Here is a 14,777-nt window from a genome sequence, read left to right on the forward strand (position 1 = left end):
ACTGGGATAGGCTAGCGGCTTGATCCAAGGGATCGAACCGCCGGGGTGAACGAAGAATGGCGTCACTTAAAGACATGCGCGTCCGCATCGCCTCCACCAAGGCGACGCAGAAGATCACCAAGGCCATGCAAATGGTCGCGGCGTCCCGGTTGCGCCGCGCGCAGCAAGCGGCCGAGGCGGCGCGGCCCTATGCCGACAAGATGAGCGCGGTGATCTCCAACATCGCCAGCGCTGCCGCCGGTTCGCCCGGCGCCCCGGTGCTGCTGGCCGGCACCGGCAAGGATCAGGTTCACCTGCTGCTGGTCTGCACCGGCGAGCGCGGCCTGTCCGGCGCGTTCAACTCCTCGATCGTGCGCCTCGCGCGCGAGCGCGCCCAGTCGCTGATGGCGCAGGGCAAGGAAGTCAAATTCTTCTGCGTCGGCCGCAAGGGCTACGAGCAGCTCCGCCGCCTGTACGACAAGCAGATCGTCGAGCATCTCGACCTGCGCGGCGTTCGTCAGCTCGGCTTCGTCAACGCGGACGACATCGCCAAGAAGGTTCTGGCCCGCTTCGACAACGGCGAATTCGACGTCTGCACGCTGTTCTACGCGCAGTTCAAGTCGGTGATTGCCCAGGTCCCGACCGCGCAGCAGATCATTCCGCTGACCGTGGAAGAAAAGGCGGCGACCGCGCCGTCGACGTCCTACGACTATGAGCCGGAGGAAGACGAACTCCTCTCCGGCCTGTTGCCGCGGAATATCGCGGTGCAGATTTTCCGTGCGCTGCTGGAAAACAACGCCTCGTTCTATGGCGCGCAGATGAGCTCCATGGACAACGCCACCCGCAACGCCGGCGAAATGATCCGCAAGCAAACCCAGATCTACAACCGAACCCGTCAAGCCCAGATCACCAAGGAGCTGATCGAGATCATCTCCGGCGCCGAGGCGGTCTGACGCACGAACCAAACGACGGTCGTTCAAGTAAAGAATTTCGAAGGAGAGCTTCATGGCTACAGCAGCTACCCAGGTCGGTCGTGTCACCCAGGTCATGGGCGCCGTCGTCGACGTTCAGTTCGAAGGCCATCTGCCGGCCATTCTGAATTCGTTGGAAACCAGGAACGGCAACATCCGCCTCGTGCTGGAAGTTGCGCAGCATCTCGGTGAGTCCACCGTGCGCACGATCGCGATGGACGTGACCGAAGGTCTGGTCCGCGGCCAGGAAGTGACCGACACCGGTCAGCCGATCTCGGTTCCCGTGGGTGCGGGCACGCTCGGGCGCATCATGAACGTGATCGGCGAGCCGATCGACGAAGCCGGTCCGATCCAGTCCGAAGGCATGCGCGCCATCCACCAGGAAGCGCCGAGCTACACCGACCAGTCGACCGAAGCTGAAATTCTCGTCACCGGCATCAAGGTCGTCGACTTGCTCGCGCCCTACGCCAAGGGCGGCAAGATCGGCCTGTTCGGCGGCGCCGGCGTCGGCAAGACCGTGCTGATTCAGGAGCTGATCAACAACGTCGCGAAGGCGCACGGTGGTTATTCCGTGTTCGCCGGCGTCGGCGAGCGTACCCGCGAGGGCAACGACCTCTATCACGAGTTCATCGAGTCCAAGGTCAACGCCGATCCGCATAATCCGGATCCGAGCGTCAAGTCGAAGTGCGCGCTGGTGTTCGGCCAGATGAACGAGCCGCCCGGCGCTCGCGCCCGCGTCGGCCTCACCGGTCTGACCGTCGCCGAGCACTTCCGTGATCAGGGCCAGGACGTGCTGTTCTTCGTCGACAACATCTTCCGCTTCACCCAGGCCGGTTCTGAAGTGTCGGCGCTGCTCGGTCGTATCCCGAGCGCCGTGGGTTACCAGCCGACGCTCGCCACCGACATGGGTGCGCTGCAGGAGCGCATCACCACCACGCAGAAGGGTTCGATCACCTCGGTGCAGGCCATTTACGTTCCGGCCGACGACTTGACCGACCCGGCGCCCGCGACCTCGTTCGCGCATTTGGACGCCACCACCGTGTTGAACCGCGCGATCTCGGAAAAGGGCATCTATCCGGCGGTGGACCCGCTCGACTCGACCTCGCGCATGCTCTCGCCGCTCGTCGTCGGCCAGGAGCACTACGACACCGCGCGTCAGGTCCAGCAGGTGCTGCAGCGCTACAAGTCGCTGCAGGACATCATCGCCATTCTCGGCATGGACGAGCTTTCGGAAGAGGACAAGCTGACGGTGGCCCGCGCCCGCAAGATTGAGCGCTTCCTGTCGCAGCCGTTCCACGTCGCCGAAATCTTCACCGGCTCGCCCGGCAAGTTCGTCGACCTCGCGGACACCATCAAGGGCTTCCGCGGCCTCTGCGAAGGCAAGTACGACCACCTGCCGGAAGCCGCCTTCTACATGGTCGGCACCATCGAAGAGGCGATCGAGAAGGGCAAGAAGCTGGCGGCCGAGGCGGCCTAAGCTGCGAAGGGCGAGCAGGGAGTAGCGAATAGTCGCGCCGCTCCCGCTCCATTCGCAATTCGCTACTCACCATTCGCAGGTTTCCAATGGCCACCTTCCACTTCGATCTCGTCTCGCCGGAAAAGCTCGCCTTCTCGGGCGAGGTCGACCAGGTCGATATCCCCGGCGTCGAAGGTGACTTCGGCGTGCTGGCGGGACACGCGCCGGTCGTGGCCGCGATCCGGCCCGGCATTCTCACCGTGACCACCGGCGGCAAGCACGAGAAGATCATCGTGCTCGGCGGTATCGCCGAAGTCTCCGAGAAGGGCCTGACCGTACTCGCCGACGTCGCGACCTCGCTGGCCGAGCTCGACCGCGCGCAGTTCGCCGCGACCATCTCGGAGATGGAAGAGGGCTTGAAGGAGCACGAAGGCAACGAGCTCGATCAAGCCATCGCCCGGCTCGACCACTTCAAGAGCATCCAGCAGCAGCTCAGCAGCACGGCGATGCACTAAGCCCCGGTGCACTGCGCCGGGGCCCGAGCTGAAAATTCCTGAATAAGTTCAGCGCTCGTCACGGAAGTGGCGGGCGCTGAAACTTTGTTGCACGGCGCCGCCGATAGCGCCATTCTGCGCCCGCGAACTTTGTTCCGGGGGCCGGCCGCAGATGAAACGCAAGATCGCAGCGATTTTCGCGGCCGATATTGCCGGTTACTCGCGACTGGTTGCGGAAGACGAAGAGGAGACGCTGCGGCGTCTCGCCGCCTATCGCGAGGTCGTCGATGATTTCATTGCCAGGGCGGGCGGACGCATCTTCAACACCGCGGGCGATGCCGTGCTTGCGGAATTTCCAAGCGCGGTCGATGCGGTGCGCTGCGCGATCGACATTCAGGAATCCCTGCGAACCCGCAACATGGCCTATCCGCCGAGCCGGCAGATGTCGTTCCGCATCGGCATCACCATCGGCGACGTGGTCGAGCGCGACGGCGATCTGCTCGGTGACGGCGTCAATATCGCCGCCCGGCTCGAGGGCCTCGCCGAGGTCGGGGGCATCTGCGTCTCCCGCGCCGTGCACGAGCAGGTCGCCAACAAGCTGTCGGTGCAGTTCGCCGATATCGGCGCGCAGGAGGTCAAGAACATCCCGACGCCGGTGCACGCCTATATGGTGGCGATGCGGCGCGGGGACGGTAGCTACGCGACGCCGCAGATCAAGAAGGTGACGAAGGCTGAGGCCGCGCCGAACTGGATGTGGCCGCTGGTGGTCGGTGTCGTCTCCGTCGTCGCCATCGGCGTCGGCGGCTTCCTCTATTTCACCAAGCTCGAGACGACCAGGGCGCCGGCGGTTGCAGTGACCGCGCCAAGCCCAGCATCAAGTCCGATGCCCAACGCGGCTGCGGCAGCAGCGCCAAGCCCGTCATCCACCATGGCGGCGAAAGCGCCGATGCCCATGCCGGCACCATCGGCTTCACCGATGGCCGGCAAGTTTCCTGCCGACAGCGTCCCCTTCATCAACGAGCGCATCCGCAACTACCTGGCCGGCGACTATTCCGCTGCCGGCGACTACAAGGCGTTCGCACTCAATGTCGGCGGGTTCACCGGCGCGTCGTTGAATCAGCCGAACGAGGAAGCCGCGCGCAACGCCGCACTCGATCAGTGCCAGAAGCGCGCCGATGCCGCGCAGTCGCCGCGGCGTTGCGAGCTCTATGCAGTCGGCAACAATGTGGTCTACACGCACGGCAAACCGCCGATGCCGCCGCAACCGTTCGTCCGGCATGATGCCATGACCGAGCGCGCCTTCGCCTCGAAAGACTTTCCGATGGTGCGCGATCCCGCCAAGGTCCGGCTCGAGAACATGTTCGTGCCCGCGGCAAAATCCCGCGCGGTCGCGCTCGGCCCCGGCGGCCAATATTTCATGGTGATGGGCGCATCGTCCGCCGACGATGCCGCGCGGCGTTCACTGGAATCGTGCGGCGCGATCGCCGGCGTCGCCTGCCTGGTCGTTGCCGTCGACGAGAATTTCGTCGTGCCGATCCCAACCCTGCTGAGGATCACCGGATTCTTCCATGCGGCGTCGAACGCCTCGATCGTCGCAGATGCGCGCGACGAGGTCGTGCGCAAGCTCGCCGACGGCATGGGCTGGAACGCCGTCGCGGTCGGCACCGCGGGCCGGCCGGGCCTCGGCCTCAAGGCCGCGGACGAGCAGACCGCCGTCAATTCCGCGCTCGCCGACTGCGCCAAGCGCGACAGCGATTGCCACATCATCGCAATCGGCCCGTTCACGGTGGGACCGATCAATTAGGTTCACGCAAATTTCCGGGCAAAGTTCTCTAATGATTTCAACCCAGTTCTACTGTGCATGGGGTTGTTTTCGCGTTTTAGGTCGCGAACGGCGCAAACTGCTGCGCCACTGCGCTGTAGACGTGGCGGCGGAACGGCACCACGACATCGGGGACGCGGTCGAGCCGCTCCCAGCGCCAGGCGTCGAACTCGGCGGGCTGCCCGTTGCGCGGCGTCAGCGGATCGATCTCGTCATCCTTGCCGGTGAAGCGTAACGCGAACCATTTCTGGCGCTGGCCGCGGAATTTCGCCAGCCGATGCGTCTGCGGCCCGTCATAAGGCGGGAATTCGTAAGTCAGCCAGTCGGTCTCGCCGAGATAGGATGCGCTCTTGACGCTGGTCTCTTCCCAGAGCTCGCGCAGCGCGGCATCGCGCAAATCCTCGCCCTCGTCGACGCCGCCCTGCGGCATTTGCCAGTCCAGACCCGGCAGGATGATCTCGGGTCCGTCGCCCTTGAAGCGGTGCCCGATCAGCACGCGGCCATCGGCATTGAACAGCGCGATTCCGACATTGGGACGGTAGGGTTTTTCAGTGCTCACGCGCGGATCTCTCGTCGTCATTTCAGGCTGTGCATTAGAGCGTTTTCGAGCGAAGTGGATACCGCGGTTCGCGTCAAGAAAACGCGTCAAAATAAAAAACTAGAGCCCCGTTCCGATTCTATCGGAACGGAACGGCTCTAGCATCAACCTGGAATGGCGACTTGAACTAATCCTGCGCCAGTGCGGAAAATTCCTTCACCACGCGCTCGTAGACCGGGCGCTTGAACGGGACGATCAGCCCGGTCAGGTTCTTCATCGGCTCCCAGCGCCAGCTCACGAACTCGGCCTTGTGGCCGCCGCCGGGCTTTTCGACGTTGATCTCGCTATCCTTGCCGGTGAAGCGGACCGCGAACCATTTCTGGCGCTGACCGCGGTAGCGGCCCTTCCAGGTGCGCCCGGCGACCGTGCGCGGAATGTCGTAAGTGAGCCAGTCCGGAACTTCGCCGAGCCGCTCAACTGAACGCACGCTGGTCTCCTCATAGAGCTCGCGCTTGGCGGCCTCCCAATTGTCCTCGCCGGGATCGACGCCGCCCTGCGGCATCTGCCAGACATGGGTGTCGTCAACATGCTCGATGCCGCCGGCACGCCGGCCGATGAACACCAGTCCGTCCTTGTTGAGCAACATCACGCCGACGCAGGTCCGGTAGGGCAGATCCTCGTAACGCGCCATTCCGCCAGACCTCTCGCATGCTGTCGGTAAGGCTTAAGCAGGCCCCGCGGGCCTGTACCATACCAATCCGTTGATTTAGCTGGATTTTGATTTCAGCATCGCGGTTGTCAATGGCACCAAAAGGATACCTCGGTCGCCCAATGTCTTGGTCCAGGCGCCGATGCGTTCGATCGAAACCGGGAGGGCGGAGGCGGTGCCCACGGCCACCCCGCGCTCGCGCGCCGCCGCTTCGAGCTTGGTCAGGGCGCGGTCGATCTCGGCCGGGGTCGGCACCGCGTCAATCGCGATATCGCCCTTGCCGAACGGCATCGCCTGGCTGCCGGCCGCTTGCGGCGCGATGCTGCGGGGCGAGGAGCCGTCGTCGAAGAAGCCGAGGCCGCGCTTGGCCGCCTCGCGGATGATCGGCTGCATCGCCGGCTCCGTTGCGATGAAGCGGGCGCCCATGAAATTGGTGAGGCCGGCATAGCCCTGCATCCGGCTCAGATGCCAGTACAGGCGGTCCATGTTCTGGTCGGCACTCAGCGAGGTCAGCAGCGTCTGCGGTCCCGGATCGTTGTCGGGGAAGTCATAGGGCTCCATCGGGATCTGGAGGAAGATCTCGTGGCGCTGGGCGCGGGCGCGCTCGGCGAGTTTTCCTGGATCGGACCCATAGGGCGTGAAGGCCAGCGTCACCGCCGCTGGCAACCGCATGATGGCATCGGTGGTCTTGGCGGCGCCGACGCCGAGGCCGCCGATCAGGATCGCGACCACCGGCATCTTGGCGGCCTTGGCGCGGTCGGCATCCGCCGCATAGACGTTGAACGGCTTCAGATCCCCGGAAACCGCGGGGATCATGCCATAGCGCGATTTCTCAAGAAGTTTTGGGTCGATCCCGGCCATGACGGGCGGCGGTGCGGCGGCCGCCGCCGTCTCGCTTTTGCCGGCGGCATCGCCGCCGATCACCACGTCGTGGCGCATGCCGGTGGAACCGTCGATCATGGTGACGGTCTTCTGCTCGCCCGCCTGCTTCGGTGCGTCCTTGGTCTGTTGCTTGCTTTCCTGCTTGCTGTCCTGGCCATGGCCGGCCGCGGCCGGCTTGTCGTCGCCAGCCTTGTCTGCGGCATTGGGTTCGCGGATCGCGAGCCGCGTCATTGGCTCGCCGCCGAGCGGATCCTTGTTGAAGATGGCGAAGCCGGCAAAGGTGACCAGGAACAGTCCGAGCAGGACTGCGAGCAGCTGCATGGCCGTGAACGGCAGCCGCAGCCGGCGTTTCCGGCGCGGCTTGTCCCGTCCGAGCGGGGCGCTCAGATCATCGGCCGTTTCAGTCATGCGCGATCCCGAATCACTCAGCAATGACGATACCACGCCGGGGTCAAGCGGCGGCAGGCCGGGATAGGCCGGGGATATCAGGAGTTTCAAGCAAAAAGGGCGGCTCCGGGAGCCGCCCTTTTCGTCAGATCGCGATGCGCCGACCTAGTTCGCCGCTTTGGGCTTGTCGGTCGTGGCCTTGTCGCCGCCCGGCGTGGGCGCCGCGGACGCGCTGTTCTTGATGCCGTGGAGCAGATCGTCGGCGAGCTTGAGCGCCTTGTCGTCCTTGGCGTCCGGCGGAACGTAGGACTGCGAGCCGGTCTTCTCGTCGCCGTCGTTCTTGAGATGGCCGCGCAGCGAAGCTTCGCCCTTGGTGTCGGTGCGCGACTTCAGCTCGTCCGGCACGTCCTGCAGCACTTCGATGTCGGGCACGATGCCCTTGGCCTGGATCGACTTACCCGACGGCGTGTAGTAGCGCGCCGTGGTCAGACGCAGCGCGCCGTTGCCGGAGCCGAGCGGAATGATGGTCTGCACCGAGCCCTTGCCGAACGAGCGCGTGCCGACGATGGTCGCACGCTTGTGGTCCTGCAGCGCGCCGGCGACGATCTCCGACGCCGAAGCCGAGCCGCCGTTGACCAGCACGATGACCGGCTTGCCCTTGGTGAGGTCGCCCGTATGCGCGGTACGGCGCTGGGTCTCCTCGGCATTGCGGCCGCGGGTCGAGACGATCTCGCCCTTCTCCAGGAAGGAGTCGGAGACGGTGACCGCTTCCTCGAGCAGGCCGCCCGGGTTGTTGCGGAGGTCGATGACGTAGCCCTTCAGCTTGTCGCCGATCTGATTCGAGAGGTTGGCGACCTCGCGCTTCAGGCCTTCGGTGGTCTGCTCGTTGAAGGTGGTGATGCGAATATAGGCGATGTCGTCGGCCTCGACGCGGGCGCGCACCGAACGGACGCGGATGTTGTCGCGCACCAGCGTGACGTCGATCGGATTGTCCTGGCCCTTGCGGATGATCTTCAGCTTGATCTTGGTGTTGACCGGGCCGCGCATCTTCTCGACCGCCTGGTTCAGGGTCAGGCCCTGCACCGCCTCGTCGTCGAGATTGGTGATGATGTCGTTGGCCATGACACCGGCGCGCGAGGCCGGGGTGTCGTCGATCGGCGAGACCACCTTGATCAGGCCGTCTTCCATCGTGACTTCGATGCCGAGGCCGCCGAACTCACCGCGGGTCTGCACCTGCATGTCGCGGAAGCTCTTGGCGTCCATGTAGCTCGAATGCGGATCGAGACCGGTGAGCATGCCGCTGATCGCGGATTCGATCAGCTTGGTGTCGTCGGGCTTCTCGACATAGTCCGAGCGCACGCGCTCGAACACGTCGCCGAACAAATTGAGCTGGCGATAGGTGTCCGCAGTGGCGGCTCGCGCGCTGGAGCCCATGAAGACCGCGCGCGGTTGCGTCACGAACAGCGTCAGCGCCGCACCGGTGGCCGCGCTGAGGAGGATAACTGAAGTCTTGCGCATCATCCGCGAACCTTCTCGCCTTCATTTGCGGCCCACCATGGGCCTGGATCGATTGGAGTGCCGTCTTTGCGGAACTCGACATAGAGCACAGGTTGACTCGCGTTCGTGGCGAGAATGGAGGCGACTTGAGAGGTCGACCCCATGGTCGCGACAGGCTCCCCCGTGAGCACGAATTGTCCGATGTTGACCGAAATGCGCTCCATCCCGGCGATCAGCACATGATACCCGCCCCCGGCATTGAGGATCAAGAGTTGTCCATAGCTGCGGAACGGGCCGGCATAGACCACCCAGCCATCACACGGCGTCGTGACCTGGGAGCCGGGCCGGGTCGCCAGCGAAATGCCCTTCTGGACCCCGCCGAGCCCGTCCGAACCGCCGAAATCCCTGATCTTGTTACCGTTAACCGGAAGAGGCAGCAGGCCCTTGGCCGCGGCGAAGGCCATCGCAGGGGTGGTGCGGGAACGATCCTTGAATGCGCCGGGGCCGGTCTTGGCGCTGGCGGCCGCGTTTGCAGCCGCCTTGGCCTCGGCCTGCTTGGCGGCCTCAGCTGCTTTCTCGGCCGCCTTGGCGGCGCTTTGCAGATCCTGCTCCATCTTGGCGATCAGCCCCTGGAGATCGCCGACCTGTCTTGAGAGCGCAACGGCGCGCGCGTTCTCGGCGTCGAGGTCCTTTTCGCGCGACGCCTGCTGACGCTGCCGTTCGTCGACCAGAGCCGCGAGCCGGGTCTGGTCGTTGCGCACCTTGTCGCGGTCGGAGGCAAGCTGGTCGCGCTCGGTCGCGATGGTCTTGCGCAAGGCCACGAGCTCGCCGAGCTCGCCCGCGATCTTCTCGGCACGGCCGCGCAACTCCGGCACCACGGCACCGAGCAGCATCGCCGTGCGCAGCGATTGCAGGGCATCCTCGGGCCGTACCAGAAGTGCCGGCGGCGTCCGCCTTCCGGCGCGCTGCAAGGCCGCCAGCACCTCGACGATGTCGGCGCGGCGTGAATCGAGCGAGCTGCGCATCGCCTGTTCGCGGCCGTTCAGCGATCGCAGCCGCGCTTCGGCCTCGTCGATCTTGGTCTCGACGGTGCGCACATTGGCGGCGGTGTCGATCAACTGTTGATTGAGCTGGGTGCGGTCCTGGCCGAGCGAGGTGATCTCGGCCTTGAGCTTGGCCTGCGCTTCCTCAGCGCTCTTCTTGCTGGCGCGCGCGGCTTCGAGCTCCTGCTCGCGCTGCTTGATCGCATCGGGCGCTACGGCCGCAGTCTGCGGTGCAGGCGTCTGAGCTTGCGCGAGGCTTGCGCCGGCAACGCCGGCGATCAGCAGCAGGTTGAAAATCGGCGCTCGCATCGCTTTAAGCAAAGGTGCTCGTTGTGGCGCGGATCACGCGCGGTGATAGGGGTGGCCCGCCAGAATGGTGGCGGCCCGATAAAGCTGTTCCAGAAGCATGACGCGGACCATTTGATGCGGCCAGGTCGCAGAGCCGAACGCGATCGCGAGCTTGGCCTTACGGCGCAATTCGGGCGAAAGTCCGTCCGCCCCTCCGATCATGAAGATAGTATGACCGGCACCCTCGTCGCGCCAGCGCCCGAGATGCCGTGCGAATACGGTCGAATCCAGATTCTGGCCGCGCTCGTCCAGCGCCACCAGGACCGATTTTTCGGGAATGTGCGCGGAGATCGCCGCGGCCTCTTCGGCCATCCGCGTCGCCGTATCGCGCGCGCGGCTTTCGGGCAATTCGTGGATGGCGAGCTCGCGGAATCCGAGCTTGCGGCCGGCCTCGTCGAACCGCTCGAAATAGCGCTCGGCAAGCTCCCGTTCGGGGCCCTGCTTCAGCCGGCCCACCGCAATGACGGCTATGCGCATGATATGTTCAGGGTCGCGTTTTCTGGACCGCGCGCGATCAGCGCGCGCACGACGCTAGCATGCGCGTCAGCCGATTCGAAATCGGCCAGCAGCCTCTCAGATCGCCTTCGCCGCCCCTGGGCCCTGCGTGTACAATCTCTCGAGACTGTAGAACTCGCGGACCTCGGGTCTGAACACGTGCACGATCACATCGCCGGAATCGATCAGCACCCAGTCGCAATTGGGCAAGCCCTCGACGTGGATGTTCTTGATGCCGTTTTCCTTGAGGCCTTTGGCGACGTTCTCCGCGATCGCGCCGACATGCCGGTTCACCCGGCCGGTGGTGACGATCATGTAGTCGGAGTAGGCCGATTTGCCGCGAAGGTCGATGGTCACAGTCTCTTCCGCCTTCATGTCGTCGAGGCGGGAGAGGATCAGGCTCAGCGTCTTGTCGGCGTCGGGTTGCGCCTTCAAGGCCGCAGCTTTGGTCGATGTTTTACGCGTCGGCTTGGCAACCTTGGGTAAAACAGACTTCGGTGAAGCCGTCTTGGGTGAGGCTGTCTTGGACAATACAGATGTGGTCAGGGACCATTCCTTTCACTGTATCGCGAACGCCGAATCCGGCGCCCACTGGTTACACTACATCATGTGGGGTTAAGGGTTTCAATATGCCAGAGAGCCCGAAGACCGCATGGCGTTCGCACAATCTGACTCACTTCGTACCTTTCCAGCTTCCGTCCGGGTTCCGTAAGCCGGTCGACGAGAGATTCAGCTTCATTCCGGTCAGGAATACCCAGGCCGGGGCGGCCCGATCCGCAAGCAATGGCGCCTCATTCTCCGGCATCCGATAGCGCCTGAGCGCCTGGGCGGCGGGAGAGGCGAGGGCGCGAAAACTCTGCGGCGGACGGTCGATGACCGCGATCGGCACCTGGTCGGAGATGCGCCGCCAGTGCTGCCAACGATGGAATTGAGCGAGGTTGTCGGCGCCCATGATCCAGACAAAGCGCAAGCCCGAGAGGCGGCGGCGCAAGGTGTTGATCGTATCGATGGTATAGCGCGTGCGAATGACGGATTCGAGACAGCTCACCTCGATCCTGGGATCGTCGGCCATTTCGCGCGCCGCCTGCATGCGCGCGCCGAGCTCATGCAGCGCGCCGTTCTCCTTCAGCGGATTGCCTGGCGTCACCAGCCACCACACGCGATCGAGCTGGAGTCGTTTCAGCGCGAACTGGCTGATCGCGCGATGGGCCTGGTGCGGCGGGTTGAACGAGCCGCCGAGCAGGCCGATGCGCATGCCCGAGGTATGGGTCGGTATGGCCTGCGCGAAGAAACGTGGCGCGACGAAATTGTTGCTCAATGCCCCGCGCCCTGCGTCGTCTACGGCCGCGTCTGCCCGGTGCCGTGAACGCGATATTTGAAGCTCGTCAGCTGCTCGGCGCCAACCGGGCCGCGGGCGTGGAATCTGCCGGTGGCAATGCCGATCTCGGCACCGAAGCCGAACTCGCCGCCGTCGGCGAACTGCGTCGAGGCGTTGTGCAGCACGATCGCGGAATCGACCTCGCTCAGGAATTTTTTCGCAGCGGTCTCGTCGGCGCTCACGATCGCATCGGTATGGTGCGAACCGTGATTTTGGATATGCGCGATCGCGCCGTCGACGCCGTCCACCACCTTCGCTGCGATGATCGCATCGAGATATTCGGTGTCCCAATCGTCCGCGCTCGCGGGTTTGACGCGCGCATCGATCTTTTGCACGGCGTCGTCGCCACGCACTTCGCAGCCGGCCTCGATTAGCATCTCAACCAGCGGCTTGAGGTTTTTACCGGCTGCGGCGCGATCGACCAGCAGCGTCTCGGCGGCGCCGCAGACGCCGGTGCGGCGCATCTTGGCGTTGAGCACGATCGATTTCGCCATGGCGAGGTCGGCGCTGCCGTCGACGTAAATGTGGTTGACGCCTTCGAGATGCGCGAACACCGGCACGCGCGCTTCCTGCTCGACGCGCGCGACGAGGCTCTTGCCTCCGCGCGGCACGATCACGTCGATGGCGCCATTCAATCCCGACAGCATCTGGCCTACCGCCGCGCGGTCGCGCGTCGGCACCAGCGTGATGGCAGCCTCGGGAAGGCCCGCTTCGCGCAGGCCCTGCACCAGGCAGTCATGGATCGCGCGGCAGGAGCGGAAACTGTCGGAGCCGCCGCGGAGGATCACGGCATTGCCCGACTTCAGGCACAGCACGCCGGCGTCCGCCGCAACGTTCGGCCGGCTCTCGAAGATCACGCCGACGACGCCGAGCGGCACGCGCACGCGCTCGATGGTCATGCCGTTCGGCCGTTGCCAGCTCTCGGTGACGATGCCGACGGGATCGGCAATGCCGCGCACGATGCCGATGCCCTCGGCCATGCCCTCCACCCGCGCCGGCGTCAGCGTCAGGCGGTCGATGAAGGACGAGGTGGCGTTGCCGGAGGCGCGGGCCTCGGTGACGTCCTCGGCATTGGCGGCGAGGATCGCAGCTGAATTGTTGCGGATCGCCCGCGCCATGGCCTCGAGCGCCCGGTTCTTCTGCTCCGGCGGCGCCAGCGCCAGCACGCGCGCGGCAGCGCGGGCACGGGTACCGAGATCGGTCATCAGCGCCTGAAGATCGGCATTGCCGTCGACGGCTTTGAGGGGGGCGGCCATGGGAGTTTCAACCTTCTGCTAAGGCAGTGTCCTAGCACGGAAATCCCGCTTTTGCGAAGGGCGGGGCGGGTATGGCTGGTCTCCCGGTGTTGTGCCACCTCGGCCACTGGCCCAGCTCCGACGTCATGGCCGGGCTTGTCCCGGCCATCCACGCCTTGCCGCCAGCAAGAAAGAACGTGGATGCCCGCGATAAGCCCGGGCATGACGGTTTGGGCGTCTGTCGGCCCTTACCCGCCCACCACCAGATCATCCCGGTGGATCATCTCGGACCGCCCGCTGATGCCGAGGATGGCCATGACATCCGGGGAGGAGCGGCCCTTGATCCGCTCGGCATCGTCGGCGTCGTAGGCGATCAGGCCGCGGCCGACCTCGCTGGTGTCGGGGCCGCGCACGATCACGGCGTCGCCGCGGGCGAACTGGCCCTCGACCTTGATCACGCCGGCCGGCAGCAGGCTGGCGCCGGCGCGCAGGGCCGCGACCGCGCCGGCGTCGATCGTCAGCGTACCCTTCGGCTCAAGCGAGCCCGCGATCCAGCGTTTTCGCGAGGTGATGGGATTGGCCGGCGTCAGGAACCAGGTGCAGCGGCCGCCATCGGCGATCGCCTGCAACGGATGCTCGATCTTGCCCGAGGCGATCAGCATATGCGTGCCGCCGGTGGTCGCGATCTTGGCAGCTTCGACCTTGGTGCGCATGCCGCCGCGCGACAGCTCGGACTCGGCGTCGCCTGCCACAGCCTCGATCTCGGAGGAGATGCTGTCGACGACGGGAATGAGCCTGGCGTTCGGGTTGTTCTTCGGCGGGGCGTCGTAGAGCCCGTCGATGTCGGACAGCAGCACCAGCAGGTCGGCGCTGGCCATGGTGGCGACGCGCGCGGCGAGGCGGTCGTTGTCGCCGTAGCGGATCTCGTTGGTGGCGACCGTGTCGTTCTCGTTGATCACGGGGATCGCGCGCCACTCCAGCAGCTTGCCGATAGTGGAGCGCGCGTTGAGATAGCGGCGGCGCTCCTCGGTGTCCTGCAGCGTCACCAGGATCTGGCCGGCGCCGATGCCGTGGGCGCCAAGCACCTCCGACCAGATGCGGGCGAGCGCGATCTGACCGACGGCGGCGGCTGCCTGACTCTCCTCCAGCTTCAGCGGGCCGCGCGGCAATTTCAGGCGGCTGCGGCCGAGCGCGATCGAGCCGGAGGAGACGACGAGCACGTCACGCCCCTCGCGATGCAGCTTGGCCATGTCGTCGGCGAGCGCGGCAAGCCAGGACGCGCGCACCTCGCCCTTGTCGGAATCGACCAGCAGCGCGGAGCCGACCTTGACGACGATGCGGCGGAATTGACTGAGTTCGGGGCTGGCCATGTGTGCAAGTGCTGGCGCGTGTGACGGATTGCTCTGCATCGGACACGGCGGAGCGAGAGCGGCGCCGATGAGGCCCTGCTTTTGCAGCAGGACGATGGCCCGCGCAAGGCGCCGGCATGCTAAAGGATGAACGCCGGGTTGCCCCGGGCGGCCGTCCGGCTCTCATGCTGCCA

General features: G+C 65.4%; 14 protein-coding genes. 4 read left to right on the top strand and 10 right to left on the bottom strand.

Features of this window, described 5'->3' with window-relative positions; all coding sequences use genetic code 11:
• The first annotated feature begins 56 nt into the window (after positions 1-56).
• From ACIPUD_RS32910 to ACIPUD_RS32925, 4 genes are all read left to right on the top strand, one after another.
• Positions 57-932 (top strand): F0F1 ATP synthase subunit gamma, encoded by an 876-nt coding sequence (locus tag ACIPUD_RS32910; RefSeq protein ID WP_377787038.1) that lies wholly within the window; start codon positions 57-59, stop codon positions 930-932.
• Between the two features lie 52 nt (positions 933-984).
• The gene (atpD, locus tag ACIPUD_RS32915; protein ID WP_007598896.1) at positions 985-2,427 is read left to right on the top strand and encodes a F0F1 ATP synthase subunit beta; all 1,443 of its coding nucleotides are present in this window, start codon (positions 985-987) and stop codon (positions 2,425-2,427) included.
• An 86-nt stretch (positions 2,428-2,513) separates the two neighbouring features.
• Positions 2,514-2,921 carry a F0F1 ATP synthase subunit epsilon gene (locus ACIPUD_RS32920; RefSeq protein ID WP_018459845.1) on the top strand — a complete coding sequence of 136 codons (408 nt, stop codon included), beginning with the start codon at positions 2,514-2,516 and terminating at the stop codon, positions 2,919-2,921.
• 151 nt (positions 2,922-3,072) lie between these two features.
• Positions 3,073-4,704 (top strand): adenylate/guanylate cyclase domain-containing protein, encoded by a 1,632-nt coding sequence (locus tag ACIPUD_RS32925; RefSeq protein WP_446482291.1) that lies wholly within the window; start codon positions 3,073-3,075, stop codon positions 4,702-4,704.
• 76 nt (positions 4,705-4,780) lie between these two features.
• On the opposite strand, the gene ACIPUD_RS32930 is transcribed toward ACIPUD_RS32925, so the two are convergent.
• The 10 genes from ACIPUD_RS32930 to proB form a co-directional block, all read right to left on the bottom strand.
• Positions 4,781-5,281, bottom strand: coding sequence for an RNA pyrophosphohydrolase (locus ACIPUD_RS32930; RefSeq protein WP_377828715.1), 501 nt, complete (start codon positions 5,279-5,281; stop codon positions 4,781-4,783).
• 166 nt (positions 5,282-5,447) lie between these two features.
• Positions 5,448-5,951, bottom strand: a complete 504-nt coding sequence (locus ACIPUD_RS32935; protein ID WP_018459848.1) for an RNA pyrophosphohydrolase — start codon at positions 5,949-5,951, stop codon at positions 5,448-5,450.
• Between the two features lie 75 nt (positions 5,952-6,026).
• Entirely contained in the window at positions 6,027-7,259 is a 1,233-nt protein-coding gene (locus ACIPUD_RS32940; protein ID WP_085348684.1) for a divergent polysaccharide deacetylase family protein, read from the bottom strand.
• Positions 7,260-7,403: 144 nt separating this feature from the next.
• The gene (locus ACIPUD_RS32945) at positions 7,404-8,759 is read right to left on the bottom strand and encodes a S41 family peptidase (protein WP_018459850.1); all 1,356 of its coding nucleotides are present in this window, start codon (positions 8,757-8,759) and stop codon (positions 7,404-7,406) included.
• Positions 8,756-10,087, bottom strand: a complete 1,332-nt coding sequence (locus tag ACIPUD_RS32950; protein WP_085358283.1) for a murein hydrolase activator EnvC family protein — start codon at positions 10,085-10,087, stop codon at positions 8,756-8,758. Before ACIPUD_RS32950 ends, ACIPUD_RS32945 begins: the two co-directional genes overlap by 4 nt.
• A 33-nt stretch (positions 10,088-10,120) precedes the next feature.
• Positions 10,121-10,603 (bottom strand): 23S rRNA (pseudouridine(1915)-N(3))-methyltransferase RlmH, encoded by a 483-nt coding sequence (gene rlmH, locus ACIPUD_RS32955; RefSeq protein ID WP_085348681.1) that lies wholly within the window; start codon positions 10,601-10,603, stop codon positions 10,121-10,123.
• 96 nt (positions 10,604-10,699) lie between these two features.
• Positions 10,700-11,056: a ribosome silencing factor gene (gene rsfS, locus ACIPUD_RS32960; protein WP_007598906.1), complete on the bottom strand. Its 357-nt coding sequence runs from the start codon at positions 11,054-11,056 to the stop codon at positions 10,700-10,702.
• Between the two features lie 238 nt (positions 11,057-11,294).
• Positions 11,295-11,939, bottom strand: coding sequence for a nicotinate-nucleotide adenylyltransferase (locus ACIPUD_RS32965; RefSeq protein WP_446482292.1), 645 nt, complete (start codon positions 11,937-11,939; stop codon positions 11,295-11,297).
• 20 nt (positions 11,940-11,959) lie between these two features.
• Complete coding sequence (locus ACIPUD_RS32970) at positions 11,960-13,255, bottom strand: glutamate-5-semialdehyde dehydrogenase (RefSeq protein ID WP_085348679.1); 1,296 nt, start codon at positions 13,253-13,255, stop codon at positions 11,960-11,962.
• Between the two features lie 227 nt (positions 13,256-13,482).
• Positions 13,483-14,604, bottom strand: coding sequence for a glutamate 5-kinase (proB, locus tag ACIPUD_RS32975; protein WP_018459856.1), 1,122 nt, complete (start codon positions 14,602-14,604; stop codon positions 13,483-13,485).
• Between the last annotated feature and the right edge of the window lie 173 nt (positions 14,605-14,777).

It is taken from the genome of Bradyrhizobium sp. CAR08 (genome assembly GCF_052871955.1).